The sequence below is a fragment of the Streptomyces lincolnensis genome (assembly GCF_001685355.1).
Classification (GTDB): domain Bacteria; phylum Actinomycetota; class Actinomycetes; order Streptomycetales; family Streptomycetaceae; genus Streptomyces; species Streptomyces lincolnensis.
Genome location: NZ_CP016438.1, coordinates 3,522,855 through 3,546,044 on the forward strand (window position 1 = coordinate 3,522,855; position 23,190 = coordinate 3,546,044).

19 protein-coding genes and 1 tRNA gene are annotated in these 23,190 nt (G+C 70.9%); 3 read left to right on the plus strand and 17 right to left on the minus strand.

What is annotated here, in order from left to right:
- Positions 1 to 8 precede the first annotated feature (8 nt).
- Positions 9 to 1,481 carry an MFS transporter gene (locus SLINC_RS15605; RefSeq protein WP_182449170.1) on the minus strand — a complete coding sequence of 491 codons (1,473 nt, stop codon included), beginning with the start codon at positions 1,479 to 1,481 and terminating at the stop codon, positions 9 to 11.
- Positions 1,482 to 1,601: 120 nt separating this feature from the next.
- Between SLINC_RS15605 and SLINC_RS15610 the strand changes: the two genes are divergently transcribed.
- Positions 1,602 to 2,453, plus strand: coding sequence for a helix-turn-helix transcriptional regulator (locus tag SLINC_RS15610; protein WP_067445378.1), 852 nt, complete (start codon positions 1,602 to 1,604; stop codon positions 2,451 to 2,453).
- A gap of 52 nt (positions 2,454 to 2,505) precedes the next feature.
- Here the strand turns inward: SLINC_RS15610 and SLINC_RS15615 are convergent.
- From SLINC_RS15615 to SLINC_RS48505, 7 genes are all read right to left on the minus strand, one after another.
- Positions 2,506 to 2,578, minus strand: a tRNA-Ala gene (locus SLINC_RS15615).
- A gap of 118 nt (positions 2,579 to 2,696) precedes the next feature.
- Positions 2,697 to 3,353 carry a histidine phosphatase family protein gene (locus SLINC_RS15620; RefSeq protein ID WP_067432545.1) on the minus strand — a complete coding sequence of 219 codons (657 nt, stop codon included), beginning with the start codon at positions 3,351 to 3,353 and terminating at the stop codon, positions 2,697 to 2,699.
- Positions 3,350 to 3,793 carry a ribosome silencing factor gene (gene rsfS / locus SLINC_RS15625; RefSeq protein ID WP_067432548.1) on the minus strand — a complete coding sequence of 148 codons (444 nt, stop codon included), beginning with the start codon at positions 3,791 to 3,793 and terminating at the stop codon, positions 3,350 to 3,352. The genes SLINC_RS15620 and rsfS overlap by 4 nt, the downstream gene beginning before the upstream one ends.
- Before the next feature lie 97 nt (positions 3,794 to 3,890).
- Positions 3,891 to 5,705, minus strand: a complete 1,815-nt coding sequence (locus tag SLINC_RS15630) for an LCP family protein (protein ID WP_067432551.1) — start codon at positions 5,703 to 5,705, stop codon at positions 3,891 to 3,893.
- Between the two features lie 16 nt (positions 5,706 to 5,721).
- Positions 5,722 to 6,432, minus strand: coding sequence for a nicotinate-nucleotide adenylyltransferase (nadD, locus tag SLINC_RS15635; RefSeq protein WP_067432554.1), 711 nt, complete (start codon positions 6,430 to 6,432; stop codon positions 5,722 to 5,724).
- A gap of 79 nt (positions 6,433 to 6,511) precedes the next feature.
- The gene (locus tag SLINC_RS48500; protein ID WP_170068271.1) at positions 6,512 to 6,676 is read right to left on the minus strand and encodes a hypothetical protein; all 165 of its coding nucleotides are present in this window, start codon (positions 6,674 to 6,676) and stop codon (positions 6,512 to 6,514) included.
- Positions 6,677 to 6,784: 108 nt separating this feature from the next.
- The gene (locus tag SLINC_RS48505) at positions 6,785 to 6,946 is read right to left on the minus strand and encodes a hypothetical protein (RefSeq protein WP_107406613.1); all 162 of its coding nucleotides are present in this window, start codon (positions 6,944 to 6,946) and stop codon (positions 6,785 to 6,787) included.
- A 133-nt stretch (positions 6,947 to 7,079) separates the two neighbouring features.
- On the opposite strand from SLINC_RS48505, the gene SLINC_RS15640 reads away from it, so the two are divergent.
- Positions 7,080 to 8,183 carry a M48 family metallopeptidase gene (locus tag SLINC_RS15640; RefSeq protein ID WP_067432557.1) on the plus strand — a complete coding sequence of 368 codons (1,104 nt, stop codon included), beginning with the start codon at positions 7,080 to 7,082 and terminating at the stop codon, positions 8,181 to 8,183.
- Positions 8,184 to 8,195: 12 nt separating this feature from the next.
- Here SLINC_RS15640 and SLINC_RS15645 read toward each other — a convergent pair whose 3' ends face one another.
- The 5 genes from SLINC_RS15645 to proB form a co-directional block, all read right to left on the minus strand.
- Entirely contained in the window at positions 8,196 to 9,311 is a 1,116-nt protein-coding gene (locus SLINC_RS15645) for an SCO2583 family membrane protein (protein WP_067432560.1), read from the minus strand.
- A 100-nt stretch (positions 9,312 to 9,411) separates the two neighbouring features.
- A complete protein-coding gene (locus SLINC_RS15650) occupies positions 9,412 to 9,990 on the minus strand; it encodes an SCO2584 family spore wall biosynthesis protein (protein WP_067432563.1) in 579 nt (192 codons plus the stop codon).
- A gap of 159 nt (positions 9,991 to 10,149) precedes the next feature.
- Complete coding sequence (locus SLINC_RS15655; protein WP_067432566.1) at positions 10,150 to 11,436, minus strand: glutamate-5-semialdehyde dehydrogenase; 1,287 nt, start codon at positions 11,434 to 11,436, stop codon at positions 10,150 to 10,152.
- A 100-nt stretch (positions 11,437 to 11,536) separates the two neighbouring features.
- Complete coding sequence (locus SLINC_RS15660; protein ID WP_079164548.1) at positions 11,537 to 12,025, minus strand: hypothetical protein; 489 nt, start codon at positions 12,023 to 12,025, stop codon at positions 11,537 to 11,539.
- A 204-nt stretch (positions 12,026 to 12,229) separates the two neighbouring features.
- A complete protein-coding gene (proB, locus tag SLINC_RS15665) occupies positions 12,230 to 13,336 on the minus strand; it encodes a glutamate 5-kinase (protein WP_107406614.1) in 1,107 nt (368 codons plus the stop codon).
- Between the two features lie 391 nt (positions 13,337 to 13,727).
- Between proB and SLINC_RS15670 the strand changes: the two genes are divergently transcribed.
- Complete coding sequence (locus tag SLINC_RS15670; RefSeq protein ID WP_237281997.1) at positions 13,728 to 15,734, plus strand: CDP-glycerol glycerophosphotransferase family protein; 2,007 nt, start codon at positions 13,728 to 13,730, stop codon at positions 15,732 to 15,734.
- Positions 15,735 to 15,788: 54 nt separating this feature from the next.
- Here the strand turns inward: SLINC_RS15670 and SLINC_RS15675 are convergent, their stop codons facing one another.
- The 4 genes from SLINC_RS15675 to SLINC_RS15690 all read right to left on the minus strand — a co-directional run bounded on the left by SLINC_RS15675 (position 15,789) and on the right by SLINC_RS15690 (position 23,084).
- On the minus strand, positions 15,789 to 17,012 hold the full coding sequence (locus tag SLINC_RS15675; RefSeq protein ID WP_067432575.1) for a glycosyltransferase family 2 protein: 1,224 nt from the start codon (positions 17,010 to 17,012) through the stop codon (positions 15,789 to 15,791).
- 190 nt (positions 17,013 to 17,202) lie between these two features.
- Positions 17,203 to 19,287 carry a hypothetical protein gene (locus tag SLINC_RS15680; protein WP_067432579.1) on the minus strand — a complete coding sequence of 695 codons (2,085 nt, stop codon included), beginning with the start codon at positions 19,285 to 19,287 and terminating at the stop codon, positions 17,203 to 17,205.
- 205 nt (positions 19,288 to 19,492) lie between these two features.
- On the minus strand, positions 19,493 to 20,992 hold the full coding sequence (locus SLINC_RS15685) for a bifunctional cytidylyltransferase/SDR family oxidoreductase (RefSeq protein WP_067432582.1): 1,500 nt from the start codon (positions 20,990 to 20,992) through the stop codon (positions 19,493 to 19,495).
- A 541-nt stretch (positions 20,993 to 21,533) separates the two neighbouring features.
- Entirely contained in the window at positions 21,534 to 23,084 is a 1,551-nt protein-coding gene (locus SLINC_RS15690) for an alkaline phosphatase D family protein (protein ID WP_067432585.1), read from the minus strand.
- Between the last annotated feature and the right edge of the window lie 106 nt (positions 23,085 to 23,190).

Consider the following 23,190-nt stretch of genomic DNA (forward strand, 5'->3'; position numbering starts at 1 on the left):
CAATACGGTCAGCGACGCCTCAGTACCAGTCCGGACACGGCACCCACAGCAGCCGTCCCGGCCAGCGCGAACACGCATACCGAAAGCGCCTCCGCAGAGGTATACGCCCCGAAGCCCCCGAGTGACTCAAGCCGGTTCAAGAACAGTGTGCCGAACACGGCGACTCCGATCAGCTGGCCGAGCTGCGTGACCGTGGCGAGCAGACCGCTGGCGTCCGCCGCGTGCTCGGGCGGCACCGTCGCCAGTGCCCGGGTGAGCGTCGGGCTGAAGGCGAGCGCGAGTCCGGCGCCCACACCGGCGTACGCCACGTACAGCAGCACACCGCCCTCGCCGCCGCCCCGCAGAGCCAGTCCGACGCCCATGACGCCCAGCGCGGTGATCACGAACCCGGCCGGGGTCAGCGCACGCTGCCAGGAGGCGGGCCAGCTTCGCCAGGTCAGACCGACCAGGCCGAAGACGATCGCGGTCGGCGCGAAGGTGAGACCGGCCCGCAGCGCGCTGTAGCCGAGACCGCCCTGGACATGCAGGGTGAGCGCGAACAGGAAGCCGCCGTTGACGGCCATGACGGCCAGCACACGGAAGACGGCGAGGCCCATGCCGGGCCGGCGCAGCACGCCCGGCGCGATCAGCGGGGCGCCGCCGCGCCGGGCCAGCCGGGACTCGTACCCGCAGAACACACCGAACAGCAGCGCGCCCGCGGCCAGCGACAGCCAGGACCACAGCGGCCAGTCCTCCTCCTGGCCGAGCACCAGCGGCACCGTGACCAACGACACGGCCGCCCCGAGCAGCACCAGGCCGGGCAGATCCAGTCCACGCGCCGGCGACCGCTCCGCCACCCGGTCCCCGTGCAGCAGGACACGGCCGCCGACGGCCAGCAGGACGACGCCCACCGGCACGTTGACGAGGAAGACCGGCCGCCAGCCGGTGCCGAACAGATCGGCGCTGACGAGGATTCCGCCGGCGACCTGACCGGCGGCGGCGCCGACGGCGAGGACCGCCGCGTAGGCACCGAGCGCCTTCGCCCTGGCCTCCGCGGTGAAATGGCGCTGGATCAGGCTGAGCACCTGCGGGATCATCACCGCCGATCCCGCGCCCTGCACCAGGCGGAACACGATCAGTTCGGTGGCGCCCTGCGCGAGACCGCAGGCGAGCGAGGCCGCCGTGAACAGAGCGAGCCCGGCGAGGTGGATCCGGCCGTGGCCGAAGCGGGCACCGAGGCGGGCACCGGTGATCAGCAGCACGGAGTAGGTGATGGCGTATCCGGCGATCACCAGCTGGAGTTCGCCGCCGGACGCGTCCAGTTCGGTGCCGATCGTGGGCGCCGCGACGTTCACGATGAACACGTCGAGCAAGGCCATGAACTGGGCGGCGAGGACGAGCGCGAGCAGCGGCCGGGACCGATTGTCAGTGGTGGACGCTTTACTGATCTCGGGACTTGCAACGGGTGAGGGGCCCGGGCCCGTTCGGGGTGGTGTCGTCATGCCGTCGAGCCTGACGACACCGCGGTACGGGTGCCGAGAGCCCGTCGATGCTGGTACTGACAGCACCTGGCAGGGGACGAGCCGGGTACCGAGGATGGTCGTGACGAGGGGGACGTGACGATGACGACGACACAGCGACGGCGGCCCGAGCTGGCCGCGTTCCTGCGCAGCAGGCGAGCCCGGGTGACACCGCAGGACGTGGGGATGCCACCGGGCCTGCGGCGCCGCACACCGGGGCTGCGCCGTGAGGAGGTCGCCCAGCTCTCGGGCGTGGGGGTCACCTGGTACACGTGGCTGGAGCAGGGACGGCCGATCAACGCCTCCGCGCAGGTACTGGACGCGGTCGCGCGCACACTCCGGCTCGACGCGCCGGAGCGCGAGCACCTGTACCACCTCGCCGAAGTCCCGTACGCCGCCGCCCCGGAGGCCCTCACCCGGGCTGTGGGCCCGGAGATCCAGGGCATCCTCGACGCCCTCGTTCCGCGTCCGGCCGTGGTCTACAACTCGCGGTACGACATCCTGGCCGCCAACTCCGTCTACCGGAGCCTGTTCCTCGCCGGGTCGTCACCGGCCCGGGGTCTTCCCAACGCGCTGTGGGAGTTGTTCGCGGTGCCCGAGGAGGACTGTCCCCTGATGTTCCGGGACACCGAGCTGCCGGTGATGGTGGCGACCCTGCGCGCGGCCTACGGCGTGCATGCCGGGGAGCCGGCCTGGGAGGGCTTCATACGCGGGCTGTCGGCGGCGAGCCCGCTGTTCGCGCGGCTGTGGGAGAGCGGCGACGTGGCCGAGCCCGGGCGACGGGTGAAGGGCTTTCGGCACGCGGAGCTGGGCGAGCTGCACATGACGTCGCTGTCCCTGTCGATCAACGGGATGCCGGAGTGCCGGATCGTGGTCTACACACCACAGGACGAGGGCACTGCGCGGCGCACGGCTCTGCTGGCCTGTGGGGCAACAGAAAATCCCGCCCCCTGAGGGACGGGATCTTCATCACCGATCTTTGACAACTCAACAGAGTGTCGATCTGTGGAGCTAAGGAGAATTGAACTCCTGACCTCCTGCATGCCATGCAGGCGCTCTACCAACTGAGCTATAGCCCCGGCTGCCACGCGGCTGAGCCGCATGGTGTTTCGCCCCGCTCGGCGGGGCGAACAAGAAGAACTTTAGCCTGCGACCTGCCAGAAAGTGAAATCCGGGTCTCCGGCGCCCCGGGGCCGCTCAGTCGTCGTCGCCGAGCACCGGTTCCGGGAGGGTGCCGGCGTTGTGCTCCAGCAGGCGCCAGCCTCGGGCGCCCTGGCCGAGCACGGACCAGCAGCAGTTGGAGAGGCCGCCGAGGCTCTCCCAGTGGTGGGCCTCCAGACCGAGCAGGCGCCCGATCGTGGTGCGGATCGTGCCGCCGTGGCTGACCACGACCAGCGTGCCCTCCTCGGGGAGCTTCTCGGCGTGCCGGACCACGACGGGGGCGGCCCGGTCGGCGACCTCCGACTCCAGTTCGCCGCCGCCCCGGCGGACCGGCTCGCCGCGCTTCCACGCGGCGTACTCCCCGCCGTGGCGGGCGATGATCTCCTCGTGGGTCAGCCCCTGCCAGACGCCCGCGTAGGTCTCACGCAGGCCCTCGTCGTGGGTCACTTCCAGGCCGGTGAGCGCGGCGAGCTCGGCGGCGGTGTTCGCGGCCCGCTTCAGGTCGGAGGCGACGATCGCGGCGGGCTCCAGGGAGGCGAGCAGCCGGGCGGCGCGGCGGGCCTGGGAGACACCGATCTCGGTGAGCTCGACGTCCGTGGTGCCCTGGAAGCGGCGCTCCACGTTCCACGAGGTCTGGCCATGGCGCCAGAGGATGACGCGACGGCCCTTTCCGGGCCCGGTGAAGGTGCTCACCGCAGCTCCCCGAACTCGGTGGCGTCCTCCTCGGCCGCCAGCTTGGCGTGCGCCTCGCCCTTGCCCCGGGTGGCCTTGGCGTCCACGGGGAGCTCGATCTCGGGGCAGTCCTTCCACAGCCGCTCCAGGGCGTAGAAGACCCGCTCCTCGCTGTGCTGGACGTGGACGACGATGTCGACGTAGTCGAGGAGGATCCAGCGGGCGTCGCGGTCGCCCTCGCGGCGCACCGGCTTGGCGCCGAGCTCCTTGGAGAGCCGCTCCTCGATCTCGTCGACGATCGACTTGACCTGGCGGTCGTTGGGCGCGGAGGCGAGCAGGAAGGCGTCCGTGATCGACAGCACATCGCTGACGTCGTAGGCGATCACGTCGTGCGCGAGCTTGTCGGCGGCCGCCTGCGCGGCGGTGGTGATGAGTTCCAGAGAGCGGTCAGTCGCGGTCACTACAAGGCTTTCGGTCGGTGGTCACTTGACCTCAAGGGTCTCACGGCCGCCGAGGGCACCCCACGCCTTTGTCGTCGCACGTGGGGTGCCGCCCCGGTCAGGAGGAGGACGGCCGGTAGTCCTGGCCGAGGATCACGGCGACATCGGCGTTGGCGGAGACGCTGCCCTTGGCCACCGCGCTGTCCGGCAGACCCAGGGTCTTGGCGACCTCGGTGGCGTTCTCCTTCTCGGCGGCGTCGGCGTAGAGGACCTTGGAGGTGGCCCGGGACGCCGGTGGTGTGCCGCCGTCGACGAAGGTGAAGCCGCCGTTGAGGAGGACGACGCGGGTCTTCTCGGTGTTGTCCTTGACGCCGGTGGCGTTCTGGACGGAGACGCTGACGGCCGCGTCCTTGTCGGGGCTCTTCGCGGCACCGCCGAGAACGTCCTTGACCACGCTCTCGCTGGCCGACGCGCTCAGGGTGCCGTCGGCCTGGACGGGCAGCAGCGCGGTCTTGTAGTCGCCGCCCTTGGCGCGGTCGGCTAGCTTCGCCAGGAAGGCGCCGAGGTCCTTGTCGGTGAGCGGCGGCTCGATGATCTGGCCGAGCGTCTGCACGGTGACGGTCGCGCCCTGGGCGTCGGAGGACAGCTTGCGCAGCATGCCCTGCACGACCTGGCCGAACCGCTCCAGCTGGGCGTCCTGGGCCTCGCCGGAGGCACGGTAGGTGGCGTAGGCGACGGCCATCTTGCCGCTGAGGGTCTGGTTCTTCCCCTTGCTCACCAGGGGAGCCTCGCCCTTCTTCTTGGCCGCCGGGTCGGGCACGTCGGTGTTGGTGTCGACGTTGATGTTGCCGACGAGGTCGACCAGGTTCTGGAGGTAGGGCGTGTCCAGGCGCCAGGTGCCCTCGATGTCGGTGCCCAGGACGGTGTCGATCGAGTCGACGGTGCCGGAGGAGCCGTCTTCGTCGACGGACTTGGCCAGCGTGGTCGTGGTGCCGTCGTCGTCCGTCACGACGAGGGAGTTGGGCAGCAGCACGGTGGTGCCCTGCTTGGTCGTGGTGTTGTTCACGAGCAGCGCCGTGGAGGTGCCGCCCCCCTTGGTGTTGTGCAGGTGGACGACGATCACGTCACGGTTCTGGGCGCCCGCGGCCGTCGCGGTGCCGGTCTTCTTGTCGGAGGACGACAGACCGGGCAGCTTCCCGGCGTACCAGAGGTAGCCGACGCCGCCGACCGCGACCAGCGCCAGGACCACGACGAGGGCGACGAGTCGGCTGCGGGCGCGGCGCTTGGCCTCCTCGCGGCGCTCGGTGCGGTTCTCGGTGAAGTTCAGCCAGTCGATGACGTCCTCGGACTCGGCGTCCGGGTCCTCGACGAAGGCGAACTGCTCGGTGCGGTACTCGCGTTCACCGTCGGCCGCCGCGTCCCGGCCCAGTTCGGCGTACGGGTCCTCGGCGCCCCGGGGACGCCCTTCCCGGGCCGGGGCCTCCGGTTCGGCGGCGGGGCCGCCCTGCTGCGGGATGTAGGCGGTCTGTTCGGCGGCCCGGGGCTCGACCCGGGGCTGCGGAGCGCTCGCGGCGGTCCGGCCGTAGGGGTCGTACGCCGTCCCCGGCGCGCCGCCCTGCTGGGTGCCGTTGCCGTACGGGTCGTAGGGCGGCACGGGTGCCTGCTGTCCGGTGCCGTACGGGTCATAGGCCGGCGTCTGCTGCTGCCCGTGCTGCCCACCGGCGGCGTACGGGTCGTAGCCGTACCCCTGCTGCTGCGCGTACGGGTCGTACGGCTGCCGGACGGGCTGCTGCGGCTGCTGCTGGGCCTGCCGGGGCTGGACCTGCTGGTACACGGGGCGGCCGTACTCGTCGTAGCCGACGATCTCGTACTGGTCGCCTTCGTACGGGTCGCCCTGGTCGCCGCCGTATCCCGCGTCGTATCGGTCGTTCACCGGTGCCCCTCTCGGCTCACTCGCCGCGGTACAGCTCGCGCTTGTCGATGTAGCGCACGACTCCGTCCGGCACCAGATACCAGACGGGGTCGCCCTTGGCGACTCTCGCACGGCAGTCGGTGGAGGAGATGGCGAGGGCGGGGACCTCGACGAGCGAGACGCCGCCTTCCGGGAGGCCGGGGTCGGACAGGACGTGGCCGGGCCGGGTGACCCCGATGAAGTGCGCGAGGGAGAACAGCTCTTCCGCGTCCCGCCAGGTCAGGATCTGGCCGAGGGCGTCCGCACCGGTGATGAAGAAGAGGTCGGTGTCGGGGTTGAGCGCCTTGAGGTCGCGCAGGGTGTCCGTGGTGTAGGTCGGGCCGCCGCGGTCGATGTCGATGCGGCTGACGGAGAACTGCGGGTTCTCCGCGGTCGCGATGACCGTCATCAGATAGCGGTCCTCGGCCGGGGAGACCGCGCGGTGTGTCTTCTGCCACGGCTGGCCGGTCGGGACGAACATCACCTCGTCCAGGTGGAACTGCGCGGCGACCTCGCTGGCCGCCACGAGGTGTCCGTGGTGGATCGGGTCGAACGTTCCGCCCATGACGCCGAGCCGGCGCTTGCCGGGGCTCGACGGACCGTTTCCGGGGCCGTCGGCCCGCCCGCCCGTCGGACGGTCTTGCGTGCCGCTCGCCGCGTCCTCAGGCGTGTCGTTCGCCGGACCGGTAGGCATGTCCTGCTCTCCCATGCGTGCAGACCCTACCGGCCCGGCCTGAGGGCCCCGGTCGCCGGACGCCCGGAGTGCCCCGGTATGGGCAACGGGTGCCTCAGCGGTCGCGGTTGAAGCGGGTGGTGATCCACAGCAGAAGCATCAGGATGACGAAGGCGGCACCGCCGACGACCGCCGGGTTCAGGCTCTCGTGGTTGCCGCCGTGCTTCTCGCCCTCGGCCGCGAGGGTGACCAGCTGGGTGGCGGTGCTGTGAAGGCTCATCTTCTGCGGGACCTATCCGGTGAGGGCGGGAAAAGATGTCGGCCCATGGTAAGCGGGCGGCTCCACGGCGATCACGCCGACTCCGCCATCGGGAACCTTCCCGTCGCCTCAGTCGTCTTTCCGCTTGTAACCCCGCAGCAGGAACCACGCGGTCAGCACACAGCCCAGCACCATCACGACCAGGACGATCCGGAGCAGATTCCCCGGCCCTTGCTGCTCGGCGGCGCTCGCGGCCTCGGTGAGCCAGGCGGCTGCGGGACTGTGCTCCATGGCGTGGAACTCCTTCGCTGTAGTGCCTGTCCACGGTATCTCCGCCTAGGCTGGGCTCTGCTTCGGGGGCGCAAAGGACCGCACAAGGGTCCGCAAAGGTCAAAGGGCCATTCACACGCGCATGGGGGATGACATGTCCGACGACGGCCACCAGCAGAACGGGCACGAGAACGTGCCGAGCAGGCAGCGCAGGCGTTTCCCCGGGATCTCCTCGCGCGCGTACGAGCACCCGGCCGACCGCTCCGCCCTGGTGGCGCTGCGGAAGCTGAGCGGTTTCGACACGGTCTTCAAGGCGCTGAGCGGTCTGCTGCCGGAGCGCAGTCTGCGGCTGCTGTTCCTGTCCGACTCGGTGCGCGTCTCGGACCAGCAGTTCGCGCACCTCCACGACATGCTGCGGGACGCCTGCTACATCCTGGACCTGGAGAAGGTCCCGCCGATGTACGTCAACCAGGACCCGCAGCCCAACGCGATGTGCATCGGCCTGGACGAGCCGATCATCGTCGTGACCACCGGGCTCGTGGAACTGCTCGACGAGGAGGAGATGCGGGCGGTCGTCGGGCACGAGGTGGGGCACGCGCTGTCCGGCCACTCCGTCTACCGGACCATCCTGCTGTTCCTGACCAGCCTCGCCCTGAAGGTGGCCTGGATCCCGCTCGGCAACCTCGCGATCATGGCGATCGTGACCGCGCTGCGCGAGTGGTTCCGCAAGTCGGAGCTGTCCGCGGACCGTGCCGGCCTCCTGGTCGGCCAGGACCTCACGGCCTCGATGCGCGGGCTGATGAAGCTCGCCGGCGGCAACCACCTGCACGAGATGAACGTGGACGCCTTCCTGAAGCAGGCCGAGGAGTACGAGGCCGGCGGCGACCTGCGCGACTCCGTGCTGAAGATCCTGAACGTGCTGCCGCGCTCCCACCCCTTCACCACCATCCGGGCCGCCGAGCTGAAGAAGTGGTCGGAGTCCCGCGAATTCCAGCGGATCATGGACGGCCACTACCCGCGGCGCGACGAGGACAAGGACACCTCGGTCACGGACTCCTTCCGTGAGTCGGCCTCCCACTACGCCACGCACGTCAAGACCTCCAAGGACCCGCTGATGAAGCTGGTCAGCGACCTCGCCGGCGGCGCCGGTGACCTGGGCGGCCGGGTCCGGCGCGGCTTCGGCGGCTTCGGCAACGGGGCACCGCGCGAGGACGAGCCGCCGACGGACACCGGCCCGGACGCCCCGAACCGGGACTGATCGACTCCGGGGTCACACCCTCGGCTGCGCGCTGATCGCCAGCGACCCGCACAGCGCCGTCGCACTGCCCGTCGCATAGGGATCCGTGCCGGCCGGTCCGCCCGCCTTGGCGGTCTGGCCGGCCAGCAGCGGGTGCAGGCGGTTCGTGGAGTCCTCGGCGCAGGACAGCGGCCCGGCCTGGACGTAGGAGACGACGAGCTGGGCGGTGTGCAGGCGCAGGTCGTCCCGGTCGAAGCGGAAGTGCAGCTCGCGCCGGACGGTGAACAGCGACACCTCGGACTCGGCCCGGGCCCGGTCACCGGCCTTCTCCCCCGCCGCCTCCGTCGGCCCCGCCTTCCCCGCCGCCCGCAGCGCGTACACGAACGTGTGGTCCGCCGTGACCTCCAGCGTGGACGCGTCGGTCTCGGCGATCTGGAGGGTGCCCTGGACGCGGATCTTGTCGTCGGCGAGTTCCAGGGCGGCCGGGTCGAAGCGGACCAGCCATCCGGTGGGCGCGTGCCGGCCGTCGGCGGCGGGACGGTCGAAGCTCTCGTCGAACTGGTCGAGTTGGTCGGCGTCGAGAAGCACCCGCACGGGACGGACCTGTCCGCCGGTCAGGACGCCCGGGTCGAGCGAGGACCGCACGATGTACTCCTTGGCGGTCAGCAGGGCGTCCACCACCTGGCCGTCCGAGAAGTGCGCGGTGCGCCGGGAGGCCGGCAGCGGGATGCCCTCGGCGCCGACGCGGTACTGCGCGGCGGGGCTGTGCGCGTACAGGTACGTGGGGTCGGTGTGCCCGGGCACCTTGCCCTGGGGGGCGAGCGGGATGACGGTCATCCGCGCGGGCTCGACGGCCGGCTGGGCCGCGGGGGTCTGGTAGGGGTGCCGTACGCCCATGTAGATCGCGGTGCCGAAGGCCACGGCGATGAGAACGACCAGGATCAGCGCCTGCCGGGACAGCCCTCGGCGCATGGGCGGACGACGCCGTACGGCGGGCGCGTGGTCGGCGATGCGCTCCTGCGCGGAGAACTCCTGGAGCCGGGCAGCACGGACGAACGACTCGTCGAAGACGACGGATCGGTACTCCTCGTCGCCACCTCCGGGGCTGCCCTCGGGTGTCCCCTCGGATGGGTCTCCAGGCCCTCCCATATCTTCAGAGTAGGTCGCGGAGGGCTCAGGTAAACGCCCCGCTGTGCGACAAGTTCTGACAGGTTCTCACCAGGACCGGCCACTTCCCGCCGGGCGGTGTTCAGGGCGTGCGCGGGACCGCGGAGACGGCCGGCTGGGAGTAGTCCGCGGACGCGGAGGGCGCCGCCGAGGTGCCCTGTTCCATCCCGGTCGAGGCGGGCGGCAGCGGCTCGTCCCGGCCGCCGGAGGAGGCGCTGCGGTAGACCGCCGCGAAGGCCAGCGCGACCATGCCGATCCCCATCAGCAGGGCGAGCAGCCAGGCGACGGGGCGGTGCCAGCGGACCTGTTTGCCGTACGTCCCGGAGGCGCCGTAGCGGCCTTCAAGGACCTCGGTGTCGTCCAGGTCGTCGAGGTCCGGATCATGGCCGAACCCGCTGGGGTCGTCGGAGGCGAAGGCGTCCTCGAACCGCTCGCCCCTGCCGTGGGCGCGGCGGGCCGCCTCGGCCTCGGAGGCCTCGGCTCTCGCCTGGGCGGCGGCCAGGAGGCGTTCGACGGCGGTCGGCTCGTGCACCACGGCCGCCCGTACGAAGGCCTCGTCGAAGACCACGGAGGCGAACTCTTCGTCCGACACCCCGCGGTCGTGGTCGTCGTCGGGCTCCCAGCCGTCAGGGAACGGCGTGCCCCCCACGTCCTCCGGCACGGATCCAGAGTAGACCTGGGGGGTCAATTTGGGCAGACGGTATGGAAATTCATCTGCCGTGTGAGACACCTCTCGTGCGGCACAGACCCGGTACGGACCCGGCGCGGGAGCGCGTGCCGGGCGCATATGCCCTGGCCACGCGCCCCCCACCCACGGGGGTCAGCGCCGTACGTGCCCGTCGCCGGTGACGATGTACTTCGTGCTCGTCAGCTCCGGCAGGCCCATCGGGCCGCGCGCGTGCAGCTTCTGCGTCGAGATGCCGATCTCCGCGCCGAAGCCGAACTGGCCGCCGTCGGTGAAGCGGGTGGAGGCGTTCACGGCGACCGTCGTGGAGTCGACCAGCTGGGTGAACCGGCGGGCGGCCTGCTGCGAGGTGGTGACGATGGCCTCGGTGTGGCCCGAGGTCCACAGCCGGATGTGCTCGACGGCCTTGTCCAGCGAGTCCACGACGGCGGCGGCGATGTCGTAGGAGAGGTACTCGGTCTCCCAGTCCTCGGCCGTGGCCTCCACGACGGTCGCCTCGGAGTCCTTGGCGTACGCCATCACCCGCTCGTCGGCGTGCACGGTCACGCCGGCCTCCGCGAGGGCGTCCAGGGCGCGCGGCAGGAACTCGGGGGCGATGTCCTGGTGGACCAGGAGGGTCTCGGCGGCGTTGCAGACGCTGACCCGATGGGCCTTGGAGTTGATCAGGATGTCGATCGCCATGTCGAGGTCGGCGTGTGCGTCGACGTAGACGTGGCAGTTGCCGGTGCCGGTCTCGATGACCGGGACGACGGATTCGGAGACCACCGTCCGGATCAGCGAGGCACCGCCGCGCGGGATGAGCACGTCGACCAGGCCCCGGGCGCGCATCAGCTCGCGCACGCTCTCGCGGCTCTCGCCGGGCACCAGCTGGATGGCGTCGGCGGGCAGCCCGGCGCCGCCCACGGCGTCGCGCAGGACCCGTACGAGGGCGGTGTTGGACTCGTAGGCGGAGGCCGAGCCGCGCAGCAGCACCGCGTTGCCGGACTTCAGGCACAGGGCGGCGGCGTCCACGGTCACGTTCGGGCGGGCCTCGTAGATGATGCCGACCACGCCGAGCGGTACGCGGACCTGGCGCAGGTCGATGCCGTTGGGCAGGGTCGAGCCGCGCACCACCTCGCCGACCGGGTCGGGCAGCGCGACGACGTCCCGCACGTCGGAGGCGATCGCGCGCACCCGCTCGGGGGTGAGCGTCAGCCGGTCCACGATCGACTCGCTGGTGCCGGCCTCACGGGCCTTGGCGATGTCCTTGGCGTTCGCCTCGACGATCTCGCTCGTACGGACCTCCAGCGCGTCCGCGATGGCGAGCAGCGCGTCGTCCTTCTCGGCCCGCGGCAGCGGGGCGAGGTCGGCGGCGGCGGCCTTGGCACGGTAGGCGGCCTGGGTGACCGGGGACATGGAGTCGTACGGCGAAAGCGTGGTCATGAGGGAAGCGTAGTGCGCCCGAGGGGCTGGTTCACCGGTCGTTCCACACCCCGAGACAAGCCCCGCAGACCTCACAGACCCGACAGACGGCGCAGACCTCTCAAAAGGGGTGCACGCCTACGGGTGAGGCGGGCGCGGGCCCGTATCCCTCGGAGATGCGCTGGTGGTAGGTCTGGCGGTCGATGACCTCCAGGCCGACGATCTCCCAGGGCGGGAGCCCCGCGGTCTGCCGGTGCTCGCCCCACAGGCGCAGGGCGACGGCGGCCGCGTCGTGCAGGTCGCGGGCCTCCTCCCAGTACCGGATCTCGGCGTGGTCGTTGGCGTATCTGCTGGTCAGGAGGAAAGGGTGGTCGTGGGCCAGCTGTTCGAGGGCGCGCCGGACCTCCGCCAGCGGGGCTTCCTCGCCGGAGACGCTCAGGGTGACGTGCCACAGGCGCGGGAGGTCCTCGGGCTCGCCCTCGAAGCGGTCGCCGGCCGCCACGCTCGTCAGGGCCCGCCCCTCGCCGACCGCGCGCGCGGCCGCACCCGAGGCGCCGCCGACACCACCGCGGGACGCCGCTGCCCCGGCCCCAGGGCGCACTCGTCTCACGACGGCCTCCTTTACGCGATGGCCGAGCTGCACCGCCCGGTCGTGGTCGTGTCCTTCGGGACGTGTCCCTGAGACAAAGTGGAGCAGGCCGCACGGGCTCGCGTGGCGGTTTTGCGGAACGTCCACCTCAGGGCGACGCTCTTGTCGGGTCGTTCACCCCGTTTTCGGGTGTCACCGGCACCGACGGCCACCCGGAGCAGGCCGTCAGGGGTGCAGGATCACCAGATCGTCCCGGTGCACGACCTCGCGCTCGTACGCGGGACCGAGCTCGCGGGCCAGCTCCCGGGTCGAGCGGCCGATCAGCCGCGGGATCTCCTTGGCGTCGAAGTTGACCAGCCCGCGGGCCACCGCGTGCCCCTCGGCGTCCCGCAGCTCGACCGGGTCGCCCGCGGTGAACTCGCCCTCCACGGAGGCGATTCCGGCCGGCAGCAGCGACTTGCGGCGCTGTACGACCGCCTGCACGGCACCGTCGTCCAGGGTGAGGGAGCCCTGCGGGGTGGAGGCGTGCTGGAGCCACAGCAGCCGGTCGGCGGAGCGCTTGTCGGCGGGGTGGAAGTAGGTTCCGGTGTCCCCGCCGGACAGTGCGTCGGTCGCGTGGATCGCGCTGGTCAGCACGACGGGGATGCCGGCGGCGGCCGCGATCCGGGCGGCCTCGACCTTGGTGACCATGCCCCCGGTGCCGACGCCCGCCTTGCCCGCGCTGCCGATGTCCACGCCCGCCAGCTCGGCCTGGGCCCGCACCTCCGCGATCCGCGAGGTCCCCGGCCTGCTGGGGTCACCGTCGTAGACACCGTCCACGTCGGACAGCAGGACGAGCAGGTCGGCGTGGACCAGGTGGGCCACCAGCGCCGCGAGGCGGTCGTTGTCGCCGAAGCGGATCTCGTCGGTGGCGACGGTGTCGTTCTCGTTGACGATCGGCAGGGCGCCCATCGCCAGCAGCTTGTCGAGGGTGCGGGAGGCGTTGCGGTGGTGGGCGCGGCGGCTCATGTCGTCGCTGGTCAGCAGCACCTGGCCGACCCGGACGCCGTAGCGGGCGAAGGAGGCGGTGTAGCGGGCCACGAGCAGTCCCTGGCCGACGCTGGCGGCGGCCTGCTGGCGGGCCAGGTCCTTGGGGCGGCGGCGCAGTCCCAGCGGAGCGAGTCCGGCCGCGATGGCGCCGGAGGAGACCAGGACGATCTCCTTCTCTCCCCCGCTGCGGCTCTTGGCGAGGACGTCGACGAGCGCGTCGACCCGGTCGGCGTCCAGGCCGCCCGAGGCGGTGGTCAGCGACGAGGAACCCACCTTGACGACGATCCTGCGAGCCGAGTTCACGGCCTGCCTTGCCCCTGCCACGTTGCTGTCCGTCCCCTCGCACATCGGCTGACCGGCAATTTACGCGAAGGCGGCGGGGCGGCGCGCGTCGGTCCAGCCCCCGGACACGCCATGTCACCCCGCGCTCACCCGGAGGTCCCGGACACGCGCGTGTCGTCCGGAGGTCGGCGCGCGTTAACCCGATCGTCCGTCTTGCGACGACCTTGGAGTGACCGCAGTGCTCAGACGCCTCCCCCGCCGACGGCCCCCCGCGCAAACCCTCCGCACGAAGACCGCCCGCACGAAGACCCCTCGTACGAAGACTCCTCGTACGAAGACCGTCCGTACGAAACCCCCCCGTGCGAAAACCTTCCTCCGCCGGGCCGCCGTCCGTCTGCTCCGTCCCCAGACCGTGGTCAAGGCGCTGGTCGTCGCCGTCCTCGCGGCCGCGTTCGTCGCCCAGACCGCCGCGGCCCTGCGCCCGCACATTCCGCTTCTGCTCGCCTCGACGGCCGTCTCGCTGGCCGTCGAGGGGGTCCTGTACCGGTGGCAGCGGGGCGTGGTGTCGCTGTTCGCCAAGTCGCAGGCGGACCTCACGGTGCGGCACGTGCTGCGGGACCTGCTGCTCGTCGTCGGGCTGCTGCGGGTCGGCGAGCAGGACCGGGAGACCGCCTACGCCCCCCTCGTCGCCGGTCTGCTCGCGTTCTACGCGCTGCACTGCGCGATCCAGGCGGTGTCCGTCCTGGTCCGCCGCACCCGCACGCTGCCGGTCATCACCCGGAACATCGACACCTCCGCGCTGCGCCTGTCCCCCGCTCCGCCCGCGCTGCTGCGCCGCCCCGGGCCCCGGCTGCTGGCCTTCGGCCTGCCCTCGACGGCCGGCCTGCTGGCCACGGCGGCCACCGGTGAGCCCGCCGTCGCGGCCTTCGGCATCGCCGTCTCGCTCGGGCTCGCCCTGAAGGGGCTGTACGACCTTCTCCTGCGGCTGCTGCCGGGCCGCCGTCCGGCGGGCGAGCAGGAGGTCCTCGACTGGTTCGACGCGTGGCTGGCCGAGTACCGGCCCACCGTCGGCCTGTACTTCTCCGGCGGGGCGTCCTCGGCCTACCAGGCGAACATGTGGCTGGAGCCCCTCGCACAGCTCCGGGGCCGCCCGCTGATCGTGCTGCGCGAGCGGTTCATGGTGCAGAAGATCGCGGCGACGGACGTGCCGATCGTCTGCCTGCCGAAGGTGTCCACGCTGATGCGCCTGGAGCAGTCCTCGCTGGAGGTCCTCATCCACCCCTCGAACTCCGGCAAGACCTCGCAGGTCCTGCGCATCCCCACCCTGAAGCACACCTTCGTCAACCACGGCGAGAGCGACAAGCTCTCCTCCTGCAACCCGTACGCGAAGGCCTACGACGAGGTGTGGGTGGCCGGTCCGGCGGCGCGCGAGCGGTACGCGACGGCCGAGGTGGGCGTCGAGGACAAGGACGTGGTGGAGATCGGCCGCCCGCAACTGGACGCCGTACGGCCGTACGCGGGCCCGCCGGCCGGTGACCGTACGACGGTGCTGTACGCGCCGACCTGGGAGGGCTGGGACGGCAACCCTGGGAACACCTCGGTGATCGAGGCCGGCGAGAACCTCGTACGGGCGCTGCTCGCCGACCCCGGGGTCCGACTGCTGTACAAGCCGCATCCGCTGACCGGGTCGGTGGACGCGCGGGCGGCGGCCGCCGACCAGCGGATCCGGGAGCTGATCCGGGCGGCGAACCGCGAGGAGCGGGCCCCGAAGCGGACCGCGCCGGACGGTGAACTCGCCCGTCTCACGCGCGAGTTGGACCAGCTCACCACGGCCTCCTTCCGGGCGTCGGCGGACCAGACCGAGCGGATGCTGCACCAGGGGGCGCCCGAGCCGGGGCGGGCGGCGGCGGTGGCGCGGGCCACGGCGGCCTGGGAGGAGGCGTACTGGGCCGCGCTGCCCGCGTTCGAGCACCAGATCGTCACGGATGTCCGGCCCGCGCTGTACTCCTGCTTCGACCAGGCCGACCTGCTGGTCAGTGACGTGTCGAGCGTGGTCAGCGACTTCCTGGCGAGCGGGAAGCCGTACGCGGTGGCGAACACCAGCGGCCTGCCCGAGGACGCGTTCCGCACGGCCTTCCCCACGGCGGGCGCGGCGTACGTGCTGGCCCCGGACGCGGCCGGGGTGCCTGAGCTGCTGGACGCGGTACGGCATCCGGAGCGGGACGAACTGGCGCGGGAGCGGGCCGGGTTGAAGCGGCGGCTGCTCGGGCCGGACGAGCCGGTCTCCCAGGTGCGCTTCGACCACGCCGTACAGGCGCTGTGCGCGTCGGCGCGGGAGCACCGGGTGCGGATGGCGGACCGGTCGGCGGCGGAGCTGCCCGCTCAGCGCAAGGAATCCGCTCCCGCCACACACGCTTGAGGAGACCGGTCGGACCGGGCCGCCCCCCACTCGGCCCGACCGGGACGGCTGTCGTCAGGCCGCCGCGGCCCGGCCGCCCGGTGTCGCCGCCCGGGTGGACAGCATCCGGCGGGCCTTGCGGCCGGCGCGGCGGAGGAAGATCTCGATCCGGCCCTCCCGGTAGCCGGGGAAGGTGCGCGCCTCGCGGGGTTCGGCGCGGTAGACCGCGTCGGGGACGCCGGCCCGGGAGTCGCGGAAGTGCGGGTAGCCCAGGTAGAGGCGGCGGCCGTTCTTCTCCAGGACGGCCGGGACCTCCTTCTTGGCCCGGACGAACTCCACGACGTCCATGAGGAGATCGGGGCGCCCGGCGGCCAGCAGGTGCAGCCGCAGGCGCTCGTCGACCCGGAGACGGCGGGCCACGTCCGCGTTCCAGTAGGCGTCCATGAGCGGCTTCGCCAGCTCGACCTTGTGCCGCCGGACCTCCTCGTCGTCCTTGAGGAACTGCGGGCCGAACTGGGGCAGCAGCGTGACGAGGAACGGACGGACCATGAGGACGTCACGTCTGGGACCCGGGGGAAGCATGTCCGCGAGGAGGGTCATCAGGGCGCGCGCGGAGTCGAACCGCAGGACGTAGCCACCGGTCCTCGTCACGTGCTTGCCGTCCTCGCGGCCGACCAGGTAGTAGCAGGTGTAGTCGGCGAGCACGGAGACGCCGTCCGCGCGCAGATACGCCTCCATCGTGAAGAGCGCGTCCTCGCCGGTCCACAGGGACTCGTCGAACCGCATGCCGTGCCGGGTCAGCAACTCGCGGCGGAACAGCTTCTGCGCGCTCAGCGTGAACTTGATGTTGGAGGAGTAGACGTCGGTGCGCCGGAGCGTCTCGCCCCACATCGACCCCGGCGGCTTGCGGTTGACGCCCTCGACCCTGCCGAGGACGACGTCCGTGCCGTTCTCGTCGGCCATGGCGACCATCCGCGCGAGGGCCTCGGGGCCGAGCCGGTCGTCGGCGTCCAGGAAGAAGACGTACCGCCCGGAGGCCTTGCCGAGGCCGACGTTGCGGGGGCCGCTGGGGCCGCCGGAGTTGTCCTGACGGATCACCGTGACGGGCATGGGGGCGCGGGCCGCGAACTCCTCCAGGTACTCGCCCGTGCCGTCCGTCGAACCGTCGTCGACCGCGACGACCTCAATGCGCGCCGGGTCGAGGGTCTGCGCCTCGACGGACGCCAGGCACTCGACCAGATAGGGCATCGCTTCGTACGCCCCGATGACCACGGTCACATCAGGCTGCGCAACGGTCACTCTTCCCCCTTGTCGCGGAAAATCTCCCCCGAAATCACTCTTTGGCAAGCTGCTAGACGGGCGGCCGTGGCAACCGGTTGCCCGGACGGTGTCGGTTCGTGACCCACCTCACGCATGTCTCCATACGGAAAAGGGCCCGGTTTTCGAGGATCACTCCTCGAAAACCGGGCCCTGCGTGACGTGGGCTCCGTCAGGCGCCGACGCCGTCCGCCTCACCGGACGGCCCCGACCCCCGCTGCACGGGCATCGCCTCCGCCAGCTCGGCCTCGGACTCCGCGGCCCCGGCCGCCCGTGACTCCTGACCGACGTTGCGTGCCTCGGCCTTGATCGCCAGGTTCGCCACCGCGGTGTTGAACTGCTCGATGGAGGTGGGCTCGTCCGGGCCCAGCAGATACCGCTTGAGCTCGCCGCGGTCCTCGGCCAGCGGGTCCTTGGCCGGGTCGCGCACGGCGTCGAGCAGCCCGCCCAGCTCGGCGGCGCTGTTGGACAGGATGGTGGCGGCGCGCACCGCGGTGTTCTGCCGCTTGAACTCCTCCACACCCAGTTCGGCGGAGTCCGTCACGGCGTACGGCTTGCCGCTCGCGATGAAGTCGGAGACCACGCTGGAGATGTCGGAGACCATCGCGTCGGAGACGTTGAAGCAGTCGTACAGACGCGGCTCGGCGCCGGTGATCACCCGGTGCTCCCACACCGGGAAGGAACGCCAGTACGCCTCGTTCCACTCGCCGCGCAGGCGGGCGATCTCCTCGTGCTTCTGGACGTCGGCCACGCCGTCGCGGGTGGCCTCGGCCTCGTCGCCCTTCTCGCCGCCGTTGCCGGCCAGCGCGGCGAGCCGCGCCTCGATGCGGGCCAGGTCGGCCCTGGCCTGCTCCTGGGCGGCCGTCTCGGCCGTGAAGCGGGCGTCGGCGGCGCGCTCGGCGGCGGCCTTCTCGATCAGCGCGGTGATCTTCCGGTGCGCTGCGCCCGCCTTGGCGAGGACCGTGCCGGTGAAGGGGTGCGGCTTGTACAGGACGCGGACCGGCGGGTCGGCCTTGAGCAGCTTCTTCACGATGTTCTCGCCGGCCAGCATGAGCGAGGTGTTGCCCGGGTTGCCGTCCCAGCCCTCCCAGGTGGGGGCGTACAGCACGGTCGGGACACGTCCCTCCGGCACACCGCCGTCCCCGTTCCGGATCGGCGCCAGCTGCGGGCGGCCGACCTCCACGATGTCGTCGTCGCGGACACCGACGTCGGCGATGGCGTACCGGTCGCGGCCCGCGCGGCCGGCGGTCCACACCTCGTCGTAGACCTTGCTGAACGGGTTGACGCTCGCCAGCTTGTCGCTGTCGCCGTGGCCGATGAAGACGTGCTTCATGGTGGGGACGCGCAGCAGGTGGATGTTCTTGCCGACGTTCGCCGCGTACAGCGCGACACGCACCGTGGACAGGTCCATGTTCATCAGGTGCACCCCTCCGGGCACGCAGATGACGGGGACCGTGGTGGGCGCCAGGTTCTGGAGGATGACCCGCTCGCGCAGGATGATCAGCGGCCTGGAGTCCAGCTGCTCCATGGTCTCCAGCCACATGTTGACCTGGTAGGTGGAGTCCTTGGAGCCGGAGAAGTACAGCACCGTCTCGGGCTTGTACTCGCGCAGCCAGCCGTCGACCGCGGTCAGCACCTTCTCCGCGGTCGGCGGGATCTTCTTCCCGCGCACGTACGGCATGAGCGCCAGGACGTACAGGGTGCCCAGGCCCAGCGTGACGGCGATGCCGATGAAGCCGGCCGTGGCCGAGTCCAGCTCGGCGGAGACGAGTATGCCGACCACGGCCGCGAGGTCGAGGTGGAGCATCTTCTCCGCGGAGCGGTTCAGCAGGCCCTGCGGCGGGGCGTTGGGGATGCGGATGCGGGAGGCCAGGTCGACGTTCCGGGTGGCGACCGGCATCCGGCGGCGGTTGCGGATCAGGGTGACCAGCGCGCCGTGCGGGGCCTGGAGGCCGTAGAACGCGATGAAGCAGGCCGTCGCGCCGTAGAAGATCAGACTGTCGGAGAGGTCCAGGCGGGCCAGCAGCAGGATGAGCAGAAGCTGTCTGATCAGGAACCGGATCGAAAGCCCGGCGCGCACCTTGCTGAGGCGGTTGATCAGATAGCTGCCCTGACGGTGCAGATAGTGGTCAGCAAGGTACGTCACGGCGGTCGCGGCCGCGAAGGCAGGAACGCTCGGGACGAGCGCGGCCACCATTATGGCGGGGAAGCCCGCCAGCATGAGGACCGCCGCGGCCAGCTCGGCCGCACTGCCCACCCGGGCGACGCGAATGGCGGTGGTTATCACTGAAGAACCTGCTCTGGGAGGGGTGCTGGTTGTTAGGACCGGAGATGTAAGGACCGGAAAAGTCCGGAAAACGTATTGTGAAAGCTTCTGAAAATTTACGGACTCAGGCCCCTGCGAATGCGCCGTGAACGGGCAGCCACAGAGGCCTGAATGACAGAAGACTATTTGTTCCTGATTATGCCACGCCGTCCTGCCGGTCCAGGACACTGGCCAGTGCCGCCTCGAAGCCGGAGGCCTGGCCGGCGGCCGCCGTCGGGTCCTGCTGGCGGACGTCGATGACGTGTCCGGTCAGCTCGGAAAGCAGCACATCGAGCGAGGTGCGGGCCACGGCCTCGGAGGAGAGCAGGCTGCCCGTGGGCTCCTGACCGAAGGCCTTGGTACGCATCGGAGTGGCGGTCCGCTCCGGGTTGATGCAGTTCACCCGGATGCCGTCGCCGGCCCACTCGTCGGACAGGGCCTGGGTGAGGTTCACCATGGCGGCCTTGGTCGAGGAGTAGAGGCTGTACTCGGCGCGGCCGCGGGTGTAGCTGCTGGAGGTGTACAGCAGCAACTGGCCCTTGGTCTCGGCGAGGTACTTGTACGACGACCGGGCGATCTGCACCGGGGCCAGGTAGTTGACCTTCAGCGCTTCCTCGATGGTCGCGTTGTCGGTCTCCGCCAGCTTGCCGATGCGCAGGACGCCCGCCGTGTTGACGACGTAGTCGATGCGCCCGGTCTCGGCGTACGCCTTGGAGAGCGCGTCGTCGACCTCCTCCGGGTTCTCGACGTGGGTGCCGGTGGTGGAGCGGCCCAGCGCGTAGACCTTCGCGCCGTAGGCTCCGGCGACCTCGCAGATGTCCTTGCCGATGCCGTACGAGCCGCCGAAGACGACGACCGTCTTGCCGGTCAGCAGCTCGCGGTAGGCCTCCTCGGAGACCTGCTCGGGCGCGGCGGTCGAGGCGAGCTGGAACAGCTTGTCGGCGATGAAGACGTCGACGGGCTGGGTGACCTTCATGTTGTACTCGTCGCCCGCGACGACGTGGATCGGCACGTCGGGCAGGTACTTGAGCACGACCGAACAGTCGTCGGTGGCCTGGAAGTTGGGGTCGCCGGCGGCGACCTGATAGGCCCGCTTGATCGTCGACAGCTTGAACGCCTGCGGGGTCTGGCCGCGGCGCAGCCGGGAGCGGTCGGGGATCTCGGTGATGAACTCGCCGTCCTCGCCGTGCGTCCGGGTCACGATGATGGTGTCCGCGGACGGGATGGCGACGTCGACCGCCTGGAAGCGCTCCAGGGCGATGACGCAGTCGTCGATGACGCGCTGCGACAGCAGGGGGCGTACGGCGTCGTGGAAGAGGACGTTCAGGTCCTCGCCGTCGGCCAGCCCCTCACCCAGGGCCTCGATGGCACGCTCGGTGGTCTCGTTACGGGTGGAGCCGCCCTCGATGATCCTCTTGACCTTCTTGAACCCGGCCTTGGCGACGATCTTCTCGACGTCGGGCACGTACCCCGGCGCCATCAGCACGATGATGTCGTCGATCGAGTCCGCCTTCTCGAAGGTGGTCAAGGTGTGCTCGATGACTGCCTTGCCGGCGATCTTCAGCAGCTGCTTGGGGATCGACAGACCCACCCGCTGACCGGTGCCACCGGCCAGGATCACTGCGGTGGTACGGGGCTTGGCTATGTGCTGGGACACAGGTTGACCTACCTTGGGGCGACAGGGAACGTGGAAATGGTCCCACTCTTAGTTACCGCAGTGCAAGGTGAGCGCTGTCCACCGCATATGTGCGCGCAACCTGTCATTCACCTTGTACGCCTGGTGATTGAGGGAGACATGTTCCTTCGAAGGAGTGGCCGCCCGCGGAATTGCTGTGAGTAACTCCACAGGGTGTTCACCATTACTGAGAGTGACGTCCGGGCACCTCAACGGTACGCGCCTCGACAGGCGCCGAGCGCTCCGGACAGCGGGGCCGGTACACCGAGCACGCGCACGCGCCCTCCCGGGTGCGGGTCTTCACGCCCCCGGGACGGGGGGTGCACGTGTTCTCCATATGCGTCACGGCGCCGTATCGGACGAGCCCCGAATAGGGCTCCTCCGGTAGTTCATTTCCTCGGAATTCCTTATTAAGATTCCGCAGCATTTCGGTCTCGGCGAGGACCTGAGAGTCCTGGGAGAGACACGGGAGAGACCTGGGACCCGAATGAGTCCCAGGTCTCCCGGTGTCCGGTGGGACCGGTCAGACGAGCCGGACGCCCGGCCGCCCCGCGTCCACCCGCAGCCTGGCCAGCGTGCTGGGCACGGCCTCCGGCTTGAGCACCGTGTCGACCACCCGGACCTGCGCGTCGATGCGGTCGCGGCGGACGTCGAAGAGGTGGTAGCCGCGGTGGGCGTCGATGAACTTCCAGTGCGGGTTGTCCGGCATCAGCGGGTCCCACTGGCGGTGGAAGGCGTCGAGGTCCTGGTCGCCGTTGCTGGAGATGGAGGTGCCGACGAACTCGGCGCCCACGACCTGGGAGGCTGGGTCGGCGTAGTCCGTCTTCAGGTCGCTGATCATCGTCAGGTGACGGTCGCCGCTGAGCACGACCGGGTTGCGGACGTCGCGGAACTCGTCGAGGAGCGCGTTGCGTTCGGCCTGGTAGCCGTCCCAGGCGTCGTAGAACCAGAGCTTGCCCTCGCCGATCTGGAGGTCGGTCTCGGCCATCATGATCTGCGAGGCGATGAGGTTCCAGCGGGCGGGCGAGCGGTGCAGCCCGTCGAGCAGCCACTGCTTCTGGTCGGCGCCGAGCATGGTGAGCGCGGGGTCCTGGGCGCCGGCCTGGCTGGTCGCCTGGTCGCTGCGGAACTGCCGGGTGTCCAGGACGCTCAGGCGGGCCAGCCGGCCGAAGTCGAGGCGGCGGTGCATCCGGATGTGCGGGCCGTTCGGCACGGCGGCGGCACGCACCGGCATGTGCTCGTAGTACGCCTGGTAGGCCGCGGTCAGCCGTGCCACGAAGGCGTCGTGCGGTTGCTTGGCCGGGTCCTGGGGGATCTCGCCGGCGAAGTCGTTGTCGACCTCGTGGTCGTCGAAGGTGACCACGAAGGGCGCGTTGGCGTGGATGTCGGCGAGGTCGGGGTCCAGCCGGTACTGGGCGTACCGGTTGCGGTACTGGGTGAGGGTGTACGGCTCGCCCGAGCCCTCGTGCCGCCGTACGGCCGTCGCGGAGGGCGCCGACTCGTAGATGTAGTCGCCGACGAACAGCACGACGTCCGGGTCCTGGGCCAGCATGTCGGCGTACGGCGTGAAGTAGCCGTTCTGCCAGTTCTGGCAGGAGGCCAGCGCCACCCGCAGGTGGCCGCCGGTGCTGTGCGCGGGGGGCGCGGTGCGGGTACGGCCGACGCGGGAGATCTGGCCGCCGGCCCGGAAGCGGTACCAGTAGACGCGGCCGGCGCGCAGACCCCGTACGTCGACGTGAACGCTGTGCCCGTATGCGGGCAGGGCCTGGGCGGTGCCCCGGCGGACCACCTTTCTGAACCGTTCGTCCGCGGCGACCTCCCACTGCACCGGCACCGCCGCGTCGGGCATGCCGCCGCCGTTGAGCGGGTCGGGGGCGAGCCGGGTCCACAAGACCACGCCGTCCGGGAGCGGGTCGCCGGACGCGACGCCCAGGCCGAAGACACCGTCGGGCAGCGGTGTCGCGGCCGCCCGGGCGGTACCGGGCAGCCAGAGCTGGGCGGAGGCCGCGGCGCCGACCACGGCGGCACCGGCGGTCAGAAAACGGCGGCGGTCGGGCGATGTTGCTCCAGTCATCAGCAAACTCCCTTGCCTCTCTGGCCTCGTGGACACTGGGAAGCTCACGCCCGCGGACGGACGGTCCGCTGAACCGCAGGCTTCGCGTGCATGACAACTAGGAAGA